11 protein-coding genes and 1 other annotated feature are annotated in these 12,547 nt (G+C 55.4%); of the genes, 8 read left to right on the top strand and 3 right to left on the bottom strand.

Features of this window, described 5'->3' with window-relative positions; genetic code table 11:
* The first annotated feature begins 237 nt into the window (after positions 1-237).
* The 5 genes from JY391_RS18320 (at position 238) to thrC (ending at position 6,086) form a co-directional block, all read left to right on the top strand.
* On the top strand, positions 238-924 hold the full coding sequence (locus tag JY391_RS18320) for a tRNA/rRNA methyltransferase (RefSeq protein ID WP_042290255.1): 687 nt from the start codon (positions 238-240) through the stop codon (positions 922-924).
* A gap of 331 nt (positions 925-1,255) precedes the next feature.
* Positions 1,256-1,321, top strand: a complete 66-nt coding sequence (thrL, locus tag JY391_RS18315) for a thr operon leader peptide (RefSeq protein WP_001386572.1) — start codon at positions 1,256-1,258, stop codon at positions 1,319-1,321.
* Positions 1,257-1,377 (top strand) — a sequence feature (Thr leader region). Its footprint overlaps the gene before it by 65 nt.
* A 25-nt stretch (positions 1,378-1,402) precedes the next feature.
* Positions 1,403-3,865: a bifunctional aspartate kinase/homoserine dehydrogenase I gene (gene thrA / locus JY391_RS18310; RefSeq protein ID WP_042290336.1), complete on the top strand. Its 2,463-nt coding sequence runs from the start codon at positions 1,403-1,405 to the stop codon at positions 3,863-3,865.
* Between the two features lies 1 nt (position 3,866).
* Positions 3,867-4,796 (top strand): homoserine kinase, encoded by a 930-nt coding sequence (gene thrB, locus JY391_RS18305; protein WP_211934788.1) that lies wholly within the window; start codon positions 3,867-3,869, stop codon positions 4,794-4,796.
* 3 nt (positions 4,797-4,799) lie between these two features.
* Positions 4,800-6,086 carry a threonine synthase gene (gene thrC, locus JY391_RS18300; protein WP_211934787.1) on the top strand — a complete coding sequence of 429 codons (1,287 nt, stop codon included), beginning with the start codon at positions 4,800-4,802 and terminating at the stop codon, positions 6,084-6,086.
* 56 nt (positions 6,087-6,142) lie between these two features.
* Here the strand turns inward: thrC and yaaA are convergent, their stop codons facing one another.
* Both yaaA and JY391_RS18290 read right to left on the bottom strand, forming a co-directional pair.
* Positions 6,143-6,916: a peroxide stress protein YaaA gene (gene yaaA / locus JY391_RS18295; RefSeq protein WP_060570768.1), complete on the bottom strand. Its 774-nt coding sequence runs from the start codon at positions 6,914-6,916 to the stop codon at positions 6,143-6,145.
* 69 nt (positions 6,917-6,985) lie between these two features.
* On the bottom strand, positions 6,986-8,416 hold the full coding sequence (locus JY391_RS18290; RefSeq protein WP_060570767.1) for an alanine/glycine:cation symporter family protein: 1,431 nt from the start codon (positions 8,414-8,416) through the stop codon (positions 6,986-6,988).
* Positions 8,417-8,699: 283 nt separating this feature from the next.
* Between JY391_RS18290 and tal the strand changes: the two genes are divergently transcribed.
* The 3 genes from tal (at position 8,700) to JY391_RS18275 (ending at position 11,779) form a co-directional block, all read left to right on the top strand.
* Positions 8,700-9,653 (top strand): transaldolase, encoded by a 954-nt coding sequence (gene tal / locus JY391_RS18285; protein ID WP_042290242.1) that lies wholly within the window; start codon positions 8,700-8,702, stop codon positions 9,651-9,653.
* A 107-nt stretch (positions 9,654-9,760) separates the two neighbouring features.
* The gene (mog, locus tag JY391_RS18280) at positions 9,761-10,348 is read left to right on the top strand and encodes a molybdopterin adenylyltransferase (protein WP_211934786.1); all 588 of its coding nucleotides are present in this window, start codon (positions 9,761-9,763) and stop codon (positions 10,346-10,348) included.
* A gap of 123 nt (positions 10,349-10,471) precedes the next feature.
* Positions 10,472-11,779 carry an MFS transporter gene (locus JY391_RS18275; RefSeq protein WP_181822008.1) on the top strand — a complete coding sequence of 436 codons (1,308 nt, stop codon included), beginning with the start codon at positions 10,472-10,474 and terminating at the stop codon, positions 11,777-11,779.
* 30 nt (positions 11,780-11,809) lie between these two features.
* Here the strand turns inward: JY391_RS18275 and satP are convergent, their stop codons facing one another.
* Complete coding sequence (gene satP / locus JY391_RS18270; protein ID WP_060570764.1) at positions 11,810-12,376, bottom strand: acetate uptake transporter; 567 nt, start codon at positions 12,374-12,376, stop codon at positions 11,810-11,812.
* Positions 12,377-12,547 lie beyond the last annotated feature (171 nt).

Below are 12,547 nucleotides of genomic sequence, written 5' to 3'. Positions count from 1 at the left end.
CGCAATGAATCCGATGAATGCGTTTCATTTTAAATCAAATTGTCTTAGATAAACAGCAGGATATACTGTTTCTGTTAACATAAAAAATGTTAGTAAAGTCAGGAAATAGTTTAGCGTCTTTTATTGAAGGTGAAACGGTTTTTCAGCTTTTTTCGTTAAAATTTTGTAAATTCGCTCTGCGTAATAAGTTGACATTGGTCACGTTATTCTGCGCGGGCATATCTAAAGAGTAGCTAAATGCGTATCACAATTATCCTTGTTGCCCCGGCGAGAGCGGAAAATATCGGCGCGGCGGCACGCGCGATGAAAACAATGGGATTCAGCCAGTTGCGTATTGTGGACAGCCAGGCGCATCTGGAGCCAGCAACGCGCTGGGTCGCGCATGGTTCCGGCGATATTATTGATAATATTGCTGTTTTTCCCACGCTTGCTGACGCGATTCAGGATGTCGATTTTACCATCGCCACGACCGCCCGCAGCCGGGCGAAATTCCATTACTACGCCACGCCAGCAGAACTGGTGCCGTTGCTGGACGAAAAAGCAGGCTGGATGAATCATGCTGCGCTGGTGTTTGGCCGTGAAGATTCCGGCTTAACCAATGAGGAACTGGCGCTGGCGGATGTGCTGACCGGCGTGCCAATGGTGGCGGATTATCCTTCCCTGAATCTTGGGCAGGCCGTCATGGTTTATTGCTATCAATTAGCAGGTTTAATGCAACAACCGGATAAAAATATCGACGTATCTGATGAATTTCAGTTACAGGCGTTACGTTCCCGCCTCATGCAATTGCTGATGACCTTAGATGTCGCAGATGACCAAAAGCTGGTCGACTGGTTACAACAGCGTTTGGGACTTTTAGGTCAGCGAGACACCGCCATGCTGCATCGACTGGTGCATGATATCGAAAAAAATATCACAGAATAATTGTTTGTTAATTGTCTGGCTTGTGGTTATTTTTGCTGAAAACAAGAGGGGATAACCTGGTTTATCGGTTAAAAGTAAACCTGACGGCAGCAGCACATGAACAAGTTTCGTAAGGTGAGTAAATCAATTATTTATTGACTTAGGTCATCAGATACTTTAACCAATATATACCCGTCATACTTCACGTTGCAGGTGTGCTCTCAGCGGTCGCCCAGCGAAATCGCTTAGCCAGGCTCATCGGACAATGTTCATTTGCCGCCTTCGTGCAACTCGACGTATTCAGGGTATAGACAAGCACAGACAGATAAAAATGACAGAGCACACAACATCTATGAAACGCATCAGCACCACCATTACCACCACCATCACCATTACCACAGGTAACGGTGCGGGCTGACGCGTACAGGAAACACAGAAAAAAGCCCGCACCTGAACAGTGCGGGCTTTTTTTTCGACCAAAGGTAACGAGGTAACAACCATGCGAGTGTTGAAGTTCGGCGGTACATCAGTGGCAAATGCAGAACGTTTTCTGCGGGTTGCCGATATTCTGGAGAGCAATGCCAGGCAGGGGCAGGTAGCGACCGTACTTTCTGCCCCGGCGAAAATAACGAACCATCTGGTGGCCATGATTGAAAAGACTATCGGCGGCCAGGACGCTTTGCCCAATATCAGCGATGCCGAACGTATTTTTGCCGAACTTCTGACTGGGCTCGCTGAGGCGCAACCGGGCTTCCCGGTGGCGAAGTTGAAAGCGTTCGTTGAGCAAGAGTTTGCCCAGATTAAACATGTACTGCATGGGATCAGCCTGCTCGGCCAGTGCCCGGACAGCATCAACGCTGCGCTTATCTGCCGTGGCGAAAAAATGTCAATTGCCATCATGGCGGGCCTGCTGGAAGCTCGCGGCCACAACGTGACCGTTATCGATCCTGTCGAGAAATTGCTGGCTGTCGGTCACTACCTCGAATCTACCGTTGATATTGCCGAATCGACGCGTCGTATCGCCGCCGGACGCATCCCGGCCGATCACATGATTCTGATGGCCGGTTTCACCGCCGGGAACGAGAAAGGGGAGCTGGTGGTGCTGGGCCGCAATGGTTCCGATTACTCTGCCGCGGTACTGGCCGCCTGCTTACGCGCCGACTGCTGCGAGATCTGGACTGACGTTGACGGCGTGTATACCTGCGATCCGCGCCAGGTACCGGATGCCAGGCTGCTGAAGTCGATGTCGTATCAGGAAGCGATGGAGCTCTCCTACTTTGGCGCGAAAGTCCTTCACCCCCGTACCATCACCCCAATCGCCCAGTTCCAGATCCCTTGCCTGATTAAAAATACCGGTAACCCGCAGGCGCCGGGCACGCTCATTGGCGCAAGCCGTGACGAAGACGACCTGCCGGTGAAAGGCATTTCTAACCTCAACAATATGGCGATGTTCAACGTCTCCGGCCCTGGAATGAAAGGCATGGTGGGGATGGCGGCGCGCGTTTTCGCGGTAATGTCACGCGCCGGGATCTCGGTGGTGCTGATCACCCAGTCATCATCGGAATACAGCATCAGCTTCTGTGTGCCGCAGGCAGACTGCGCCCGCGCCCAGCGCGCGTTGCAGGACGAGTTCTATCTTGAGCTGAAAGAAGGGCTGCTGGAACCGCTGGCTGTCACAGAACGTCTGGCGATCATTTCGGTCGTGGGGGATGGCATGCGCACGCTGCGCGGGATCTCCGCTAAATTCTTCGCCGCGCTGGCTCGCGCCAATATCAATATTGTCGCAATCGCTCAAGGGTCTTCCGAACGTTCCATTTCGGTTGTTGTGAACAATGACGATGTCACTACGGGCGTCCGTGTGACCCATCAGATGCTGTTCAATACCGACCAGGTGATTGAAGTATTTGTCATCGGCGTCGGCGGCGTCGGCGGCGCACTGCTGGAGCAGCTTAAGCGACAGCAAACCTGGCTTAAGAACAAGCATATCGATCTGCGCGTCTGCGGCGTAGCGAACTCCAGGGCAATGTTGACTAACGTACACGGCCTGAACCTGGAAAACTGGCAGGCGGCGCTGGCGGAAGCGAAAGAGCCGTTTAACCTGGGACGCTTAATTCGGCTGGTGAAAGACTACCATCTGCTGAACCCGGTGATTGTCGACTGCACCTCCAGCCAGGCGGTGGCGGATCAGTATGCAGACTTCCTGCGTGAAGGTTTCCACGTCGTTACGCCGAACAAAAAGGCGAATACCTCGTCGATGGATTACTACCACCAGTTGCGTTTCGCGGCGGCGAAGTCACGGCGTAAATTCCTTTACGACACTAACGTCGGCGCGGGTTTGCCGGTAATCGAGAACCTGCAAAACCTGCTCAACGCGGGTGACGAACTGCAAAAATTTTCCGGCATCCTGTCTGGTTCGCTGTCGTTTATTTTCGGTAAGCTGGACGAAGGGATGAGCCTTTCGGACGCCACCAAAATGGCGCGCGAAATGGGCTATACCGAGCCGGATCCGCGTGACGATCTGTCCGGGATGGACGTTGCGCGCAAGCTGCTGATCCTCGCCCGTGAAACCGGGCGTGAGCTGGAGCTGTCTGACATCGTAATTGAGCCAGTCCTTCCGGAAACATTTGACGATTCCGGCGATGTCGCGGCGTTTATGGCGAACCTGCCGCAACTGGATGACGCCTTTGCCGCACGAGTGGCAAAAGCGCGTGATGCGGGCAACGTCTTACGCTATGTTGGCAACATCGAAGAAGACGGCGTGTGCCGGGTGAAAATTGCTGAAGTGGATGGCAACGATCCGTTATATAAAGTGAAAAACGGCGAAAACGCGCTGGCCTTCTACAGCCACTATTACCAGCCGCTGCCGCTGGTGCTGCGTGGTTACGGCGCCGGTAACGACGTGACGGCGGCAGGGGTATTTGCCGACCTGCTGCGTACCCTCTCATGGAAGTTAGGAGTCTAAGATGGTTAAAGTGTATGCCCCGGCTTCCAGCGCCAATATGAGCGTTGGCTTCGATGTGCTCGGGGCGGCCGTAACGCCGGTTGATGGTTCACTATTAGGCGATGTGGTAACGGTTGACGCGGCGGAAAGCTTCAGTCTGCAAAATCGCGGCCATTTCGCCGACAAACTGCCGACCGAGCCACGCGAAAACATTGTGTATCAATGCTGGGAGCGTTTCTGCCAGGAGTTGGGTAAACCGATCCCGGTGGCGATGACCCTGGAAAAGAATATGCCGATTGGCTCCGGTTTAGGGTCCAGCGCCTGTTCTGTGGTGGCGGCGCTGGTGGCGATGAACGCGCACTGCGGAAAGCCGCTGAACGATACCCGGCTGCTGGCGATCATGGGCGAGCTGGAAGGCCGTATCTCAGGCAGTATTCATTACGATAATGTGGCGCCGTGTTTCCTCGGCGGCATGCAGCTGATGATTGAAGAAAACGGCATTATCAGCCAGCAGGTGCCAGGCTTTGATGAATGGCTGTGGGTGCTGGCTTATCCGGGCATTAAGGTCTCTACGGCGGAAGCGCGCGCGATTTTGCCTGCGCAATATCGTCGTCAGGACTGCATCGCCCACGGGCGTCATCTGGCCGGATTTATTCATGCCTGTTATTCCCGTCAGCCAGGGCTGGCGGCAAAACTGATGAAGGACGTGATTGCCGAACCGTACCGCGAGCGTTTACTGCCGGGCTTCAGCCTGGCGCGTCAGGCGGTGGCGGAAATCGGCGCGCTGGCGAGCGGGATTTCCGGATCAGGGCCGACGCTGTTCGCGCTGTGCGATAAGCCGGATACCGCACAGCGGGTGGCTGGCTGGCTTGAGAAAAACTATCTGCAAAATCAGGAAGGCTTTGTTCATATTTGCCGGCTGGACACGGCAGGCGCACGGGTATTGGGATAATTAATGAAACTCTACAATCTTAAAGATCATAACGAACAGGTTAACTTCGCGCAGGCCGTCACGCAGGGGCTGGGCAAAAATCAGGGGCTGTTTTTTCCGCACGACCTGCCGGAATTTAGCCTGACAGAAGTCGATGACATGCTGAACCAGGATTTCGTCAGCCGGAGCGCGAAGATTCTTTCCGCTTTTATTGGCGATGAGATCCCGCAGGCGATCCTTGAAGAGCGCGTGCGCGCCGCGTTTACCTTCCCGGCGCCGGTCACACAGGTTGAAGGCGACGTCGGCTGTCTGGAGCTGTTCCACGGCCCAACGTTGGCGTTTAAGGATTTCGGCGGCCGGTTTATGGCGCAGATGTTGACCCAAATCAGCGGCGACAAGCCGGTGACCATTCTGACGGCGACATCAGGTGATACTGGCGCTGCCGTGGCCCATGCGTTTTACGGTCTGCCGAACGTGCGCGTCGTTATTCTGTATCCGCGCGGCAAGATCAGCCCGCTACAGGAAAAACTGTTCTGCACCCTCGGCGGCAACATTGAAACCGTGGCGATTGATGGCGATTTCGATGCTTGTCAGGCGCTGGTGAAGCAGGCGTTCGATGATGAGGAACTGAAAGTCGCGCTGGGGCTGAACTCGGCGAACTCGATCAATATCAGCCGTCTGCTGGCGCAGATTTGTTATTACTTTGAAGCCGTCGCGCAGTTGCCGCAAGACGCGCGCAATCAGTTGGTCATCTCTGTACCGAGCGGAAACTTTGGCGATCTGACGGCGGGCCTGTTGGCGAAGTCGCTTGGCCTGCCGGTGAAGCGCTTTATCGCGGCGACCAACGTCAATGATACCGTACCGAGATTCCTGCAGGAGGGCAAATGGGCGCCGAAAGCGACGCAGGCGACTTTGTCGAACGCCATGGATGTCAGCCAGCCGAACAACTGGCCGCGCGTTGAGGAGCTGTTCCGTCGTAAGATCTGGCGTCTGAATGAGCTGGGCTATGCCGCAGTGGATGATGAAACCACCAAAGAGACCCTGCGTGAGCTCAAAGCGAAGGGATATACCTCGGAGCCGCACGCGGCGGTAGCGTACCGCGCCCTGCGCGATCGCCTGAATCCGGGCGAGTACGGTCTGTTTCTCGGTACGGCGCATCCGGCGAAATTTAAAGAGAGCGTGGAAGCGATCCTGGGCGAAACGTTGGATCTGCCGAAAGCGCTGGCGGAAAGGGCCGATCTGCCGCTGCTTTCCCATTCGCTTCCAGCGGATTTCGCCGCTCTGCGTAAGCTGATGATGAGCCGGGGATAATCGCGGCTGTATCTGCAATGTCTGATGGCGGCGTGCCGCCATCAGACCATCGCCCATTACTGCTCGTAGCGCTTAAACACCAATTCGCCATCCCCCGATGCGGTTTCATCAAAGAAATAGCCTTCACGATTAAAACCGGTCAATTGTTCCGGTTTCGTCAGACGATTTTCAATAATGTACCGGCTCATCAGGCCGCGCGCTTTTTTGGCGTAGAAGCTGATCACCTTAAACTTGCCGTTCTTCTCATCAAGAAACACCGGCTTGATTAATTCTGCATTCAATTTCTGCGGTTTCACCGATTTAAAGTATTCGTCCGACGCCAGATTGATAATCACCCGGTCTCCCTGTGCCGCCAGCGCGTCGTTTAGCTTGTTGGTAATCACATCGCCCCAAAACTGATACAGGTCTTTCCCTCTGGCGTTTTGCAGACGAATCCCCATTTCCAGACGGTACGGCTGCATCAGATCCAATGGGCGCAGGACGCCGTATAACCCTGACAGCATACGTAAATGCTGCTGGGCGAACTCGAAATCCGCGTCGCTGAAGGTTTCCGCCTGCAAACCGGTATACACATCGCCCTTAAACGCGAGAATAGCCTGGCGGGCGTTTTCCGGCGTAAAGTCGGGCTGCCAGTCATGAAAGCGGGTGGCATTCAGATCGGCAAGTTTATCGCTGATGCCCATCAGCTTGCCGATTTGCGGCGCCGACAGCTTGCGCGCCTCATGAATAAGCTGCTGGGCGTGATCCAGCAGCTCGGGTTGCGTAAAGCGCGTTGTCGCCAGCGGGCTTTGATAGTCGAGGGTTTTTGCAGGTGAAATCAGAATCAGCATATCCAGTCCTTGCAGGAAATTTTCTGCGACTTTAGCAAAAAACGCGACAGAGTTGATCGATAGTTGCGATTAGTTCCGTGGGATATCGTCCCAGGCATCCGGCGCCAGCTGCGGTTCAATATCCGGGTACCGCAGCGGATCGAAGACGGGACGCACGCCCAGTTTACGCTGGCGTAAATAATCGCTGGCGAGGGTATGCACCACCGGCGACAGCAGCAGAATCGCGGTCAAATTGGTTATCGCCATGCAGGCCATGATGATGTCGGCAAGTTGCCACAAAACGGGGAAACTCATCAGCGTCCCGGCGATCACCGTAGAACAGGCCGCAAACCGCAATGTCCAGATGGCCCGCCGGTTATCCATTCGCAGAAAGAACAGATTGTTCTCGGCATAAATGGTGTTCACCACGATCGAACTAAAGGCAAACAGCGTCACCACAATGGCGACAAAATCGCCACCCCACTCGCCAACCAGCGCGCTCATCGCTTTCTGGATCAACTGTATGCCTTCCATCGGCGCATAGGTCGTGCCGTTGCCAGCCAGCAAAACCAGCATGGCGGTGGCGCTGCAGACCACCAGCGTGTCGATAAAAATGCCGATCATCTGTACGATGCCCTGGGCTGCGGGGTGCGGCGGCCAGGAGGCTGCCGCGGCGGCGGCATTCGGCGTTGACCCCATTCCGGCTTCATTAGAAAACATGCTGCGCTGAAAGCCGCTGGTAAGGGCCTGGCTCAGCGTGTACCCTGCCGCGCCGCCTGCGGCTTCCTGCCAGCCAAACGCGCTCTGCACGATGGACAGTACCACGTCAGGGATCAAGTCGATATTGATTGCACAGACCACCAGGCTGGTCACCACCCATAGCAGCGCCATCATCGGAACAAACCACTGCATCATTCGCGCCACGCCCCGGATGCCCCTGACGATAACCAGCAACGCGGCGCCGGCGAGGACCACGCCGCTGACCAGGGGCGGGAAATCAAACGAAAAATGGAGCGCGCGCGAAACGGCGTTTGCCTGCACGCCATTGAAAATCATCCCATACGCTATCAGCAAAAAGAGGGCGAACAGCACGCCCATCCACCGCATGCCTAAACCGCGCGCCATATACCACGCCGGACCGCCGCGAAACTGGCCGTGGCGATCGCGCTCTTTATACAGTTGGGCCAGGGCGCTTTCGGCGAAGGAGGTGGCCATGCCGATAACGGCAGCGACCCACATCCAGAAAACCGCGCCCGGCCCGCCGGCGGTGATCGCCAGCGCGACGCCGGACAGGTTGCCGCTCCCTATCCGCGCGGCAAGACTGGTGCATAACGCCTGAAACGAGGTTAGCCCGCCCGGTTGCGGGTTCACGCTGTTTTTCAGACTTCTGCCAAACTGGCGGATATAGCGAAATTGAACGAATCCCGTGCGCCAGGTAAACCAGCAGCCTGCCCCAAAGAGCAGGTAGATCATGACCGATCCCCAGAGCACGTCGTTGATAAATGAAAAGAAGTCAGGCATTAACATCCCTCTTGTTGCTGCCGGTACGCTTTAACAATCCCGTGTAAGCGTTACCAATTGTCGAATAGTATATACGCTGCTGGACAACGGGTAGCGGGCGTCAATCATACATGAGGTTGAGCGCACGAATCGCGCGTGACATCAAGACAAGCGCTGAAAATTGACCCTGGCGGCGCGACGGGGATAACCGCATTGTCTGCGGTTGCGCTGACACTGCGTCGTGTTATCATCAGGGCAGACCGGTTACATCCCCCTAACAAGCTGTTTAAAGAGAAACACTATCATGACGGACAAATTGACCTCCCTTCGTCAGTTCACCACCGTGGTGGCCGACACCGGAGACATCGCGGCAATGAAGCTGTATCAGCCGCAGGATGCCACAACCAACCCTTCTCTCATTCTTAACGCAGCGCAGATCCCGGAATACCGCAAGTTGATTGATGACGCTGTTGCCTGGGCTAAGCAGCAGAGCAGCGACCGCGCGCAGCAGATTGTTGACGCTACCGATAAGCTGGCGGTCAACATCGGTCTGGAAATCCTCAAACTGGTTCCGGGCCGTATCTCCACGGAAGTGGATGCGCGTCTGTCCTACGACACCGAAGCGTCTATCGCTAAGGCAAAACGCATCATTAAGCTCTATAACGATGCGGGCATCAGCAACGATCGCATTCTGATTAAGCTGGCTTCCACCTGGCAGGGCATCCGTGCCGCTGAGCAGTTGGAAAAAGAGGGCATCAACTGTAACCTGACGCTGCTGTTCTCCTTCGCTCAGGCGCGCGCCTGTGCTGAAGCGGGTGTTTACCTGATCTCCCCGTTTGTTGGTCGTATTCTGGACTGGTACAAAGCCAATACCGATAAGAAAGAGTATGCTCCGGCAGAAGATCCGGGCGTGGTTTCCGTAACGGAAATCTACGAATACTACAAACAGCACGGCTACGAGACGGTAGTAATGGGCGCAAGCTTCCGCAATATCGGCGAAATCCTTGAGCTGGCAGGTTGCGACCGCCTGACGATCGCTCCGGCGCTGCTGAAAGAACTGGCTGAAAGCGAAGGCGCTGTCGAACGTAAACTGTCCTTCTCTGGCGAAGTGAAAGCGCGCCCGGAACGTATTACCGAGTCTGAGTTCCTGTGGCAGCACAACCAGGATCCAATGGCGGTGGACAAACTGGCGGACGGTATCCGTAAGTTTGCCGTTGACCAGGAAAAACTGGAAAAAATGATCGGCGATCTGCTGTAATCATTCCGCGTGACCGGATCCCCGGTCACGCGACCTCTCTCGTCCTCTGTCTGAAAATCCCCTCTGCGTGTATCATTCCCTAAATGCATCAGTTGAATGGAATGAATATGAATACCTTACGCATCGGCTTAGTGTCGATTTCTGACCGCGCGTCCAGCGGTGTTTATCAGGATAAAGGCATCCCGGCTCTGGAAGAATGGCTGGGCAAAGCGCTGACAACGCCGTTTGACGTGCAGACGCGTTTAATTCCCGATGAGCAGGCCATTATTGAGCAGACGCTGTGCGAACTGGTCGACGAAATGAGTTGCCACCTGGTGCTGACTACCGGCGGTACCGGTCCGGCGCGTCGCGACGTCACGCCGGACGCGACGCTGGCCATTGCCGACCGCGAGATGCCCGGTTTCGGTGAACAGATGCGGCAGATTAGCCTCCACTTTGTACCGACAGCGATTCTCTCGCGCCAGGTTGGGGTGATCCGCAAACAGGCGCTGATCCTCAATTTGCCGGGCCAGCCGAAATCGATTCAAGAGACGCTGGAAGGGGTCAAAGCAGCGGATGGCAGCGTGGTGGTCGCGGGTATTTTTGCCAGTGTACCGTATTGTATACAGTTGCTTGACGGGCCTTACGTTGAAACAGCAGCGGAAGTTGTAGCAGCATTTCGTCCGAAAAGCGCGCGGCGCGAAACAAATAGCTAAATTATATGTTTTTGTGACATAAGCATCGGCAAATCTGGCGTGTTGATTTATTTACGTTAAAGTAAGGTTTACTTTACAAGGGCGATGCGCGATCGCCCAATCACGCCTTAATGCTGGTTTGCTATGTCACAACATGCCCGATCTTTGAATCGTCAGGACTATAAAACGCTGACGCTGGCCGCTCTGGGCGGCGCGCTGGAGTTTTACGACTTCATTATCTTCGTCTTTTTTGCCGCCGTTGTTGGTGAGCTGTTTTTCCCGGCAGACATTCCGGAATGGCTTCGTCAGGTGCAGACCTTTGGTATTTTTGCCGCAGGCTATCTGGCGCGTCCGTTAGGCGGCATCATTATGGCGCATTTCGGCGATCTGGTCGGGCGCAAGAAAATGTTCACTCTGAGCATCCTGCTGATGGCGGTGCCCACGCTGGCGATAGGTCTGTTACCGACTTATGCCGCGATAGGCATTGCCGCGCCGCTGTTATTGTTGCTGATGCGCATCCTGCAAGGGGCGGCGATTGGCGGGGAAGTGCCGGGCGCGTGGGTGTTTGTCGCCGAACATGTGCCGGAACATCGTATCGGCATAGCCTGCGGCACGCTAACGGCGGGGCTGACGGTGGGTATCCTGCTCGGCTCAGTGGTGGCAACACAGGTCAATACCCATTTTTCTTCCCAGGCGGTCCACGACTATGGCTGGCGCATTCCTTTCCTGCTCGGCGGTGTGTTTGGCCTGGTGGCGATGTACCTGCGCCGCTGGTTACAGGAAACGCCTGTCTTTCTGGAAATGCAACAGCGTAAAGCGTTGGCGCAGGAGTTACCGGTGAAGTCGGTGGTGGTCAGGCATCAGAAAGCCGTCATCATCTCAATGCTGCTGACCTGGCTGCTCTCTGCGGGTATTGTGGTGGTCATACTGATGTCGCCGGTCTGGCTGCAAAAACAGTATGGACTGGCTCCTGCCCTGACGCTCCAGGCCAACAGCGTGGCGACCATCATGCTCTGCGTCGGCTGCCTGCTCTCCGGCTACCTTGTCGATCGCGTCGGCGCCAGCAAAACCTTTATTGTCGGCAGTGTTCTGCTGGCCTGTTCCAGTGGGCTCTTCTATCACCTGGCGGGTGAACACCCGGCGCGATTATTTCTTTTATACGGGCTGGTGGGATTGTGCGTGGGCGTGGTCGGCGCTGTGCCATACGTAATGGTACGCGCGTTCCCTGCGGAGGTTCGCTTTACCGGCATTTCGTTTTCGTACAATGTTTCCTACGCCATTTTCGGCGGCCTGACGCCCATTGCGGTGACGTTGTTAATGAACGTATCGCCAATGGCCCCGGCATGGTATGTGCTGGCGCTGTCGCTGGTAGGGCTAGGACTGGGAATTTGGTTGCGGCAGGATAGGTGTTATCACAACACGGACATACAGGCTGAGCTACAACGGCAGTGAGAGTATCCCCCCAGGCGGGGGGATAAATGATTAATGCGCGTCGCCGATTGGCAAAATGGTGCGGCCAAACTGCTCGTTCAGCACTTCACCCATCGCCAGGTAAATCGCGCTGGCGCCGCATACCAGACCGACCCAACCTGCGATGTGGATCACCGCTTCGCTGCCGCCGATGTTGCCGACAGCCAGCAGGGCGAACAGAACGGTCAGGCTCAGGAAGACGAACTGCAGCGCGCGTGCGCCTTTCAGCGTACCGAAGAACATAAACAGCGTGAAGACGCCCCACAGACCGAGGAATACCCCGAGGAACTGCGCATTCGGCGCGTCGGTCAGACCCATTTTCGGCATCAGCAGAATGGCGACCAGCGTCAGCCAGAAGGCGCCGTAAGAGGTGAAGGCGGTTAAGCCGAAAGTGTTGCCTTTTTTGTATTCCAGCAGACCGGCAAAGATTTGCGCGATGCCGCCGTAGAAAATTCCCATCGCGAGAATAATACCGTCAAGGGCGAAGAAACCCGCGTTATGCAGGTTAAGCAGAATGGTGGTCATGCCGAAGCCCATCAGGCCCAGCGGTGCCGGGTTAGCCAACTTAGTGTTGCCCATAAATCCTCAAAAATCATCATTGATTGAATGGTGAAATAGTTTCCCCGAAAAACGGTTCCGCGTTCGGGGCGCGGCATAATAATCAGGGGCGAGGTGGCTGTCTATGATCTCATCAGGGGAAACGGCGTTATTTTTGACGTGATTGACATCACAACGCCGTCGGAGGCTTTT

This window comes from Citrobacter sedlakii (genome assembly GCF_018128425.1).
GTDB lineage: Bacteria > Pseudomonadota > Gammaproteobacteria > Enterobacterales > Enterobacteriaceae > Citrobacter_A > Citrobacter_A sedlakii.
The sequence above is the reverse complement of the archived record's forward strand: the minus strand, read 5'-3'. Positions and strand labels throughout refer to the sequence as shown.

Bases quoted from the DNA above. Each gene is read 5' to 3' on its own strand.
- JY391_RS18320 (WP_042290255.1), top strand. From the start codon at position 238: ATGCGTATCACAATTATCCTTGTTGCCCCGGCGAGAGCGGAAAATATC.
- thrA (WP_042290336.1), top strand. From the start codon at position 1,403: ATGCGAGTGTTGAAGTTCGGCGGTACATCAGTGGCAAATGCAGAACGT.
- thrB (WP_211934788.1), top strand. From the start codon at position 3,867: ATGGTTAAAGTGTATGCCCCGGCTTCCAGCGCCAATATGAGCGTTGGC.
- thrC (WP_211934787.1), top strand. From the start codon at position 4,800: ATGAAACTCTACAATCTTAAAGATCATAACGAACAGGTTAACTTCGCG.
- yaaA (WP_060570768.1), bottom strand. From the start codon at position 6,916: ATGCTGATTCTGATTTCACCTGCAAAAACCCTCGACTATCAAAGCCCG.
- JY391_RS18290 (WP_060570767.1), bottom strand. From the start codon at position 8,416: ATGCCTGACTTCTTTTCATTTATCAACGACGTGCTCTGGGGATCGGTC.
- tal (WP_042290242.1), top strand. From the start codon at position 8,700: ATGACGGACAAATTGACCTCCCTTCGTCAGTTCACCACCGTGGTGGCC.
- mog (WP_211934786.1), top strand. From the start codon at position 9,761: ATGAATACCTTACGCATCGGCTTAGTGTCGATTTCTGACCGCGCGTCC.
- JY391_RS18275 (WP_181822008.1), top strand. From the start codon at position 10,472: ATGTCACAACATGCCCGATCTTTGAATCGTCAGGACTATAAAACGCTG.
- satP (WP_060570764.1), bottom strand. From the start codon at position 12,376: ATGGGCAACACTAAGTTGGCTAACCCGGCACCGCTGGGCCTGATGGGC.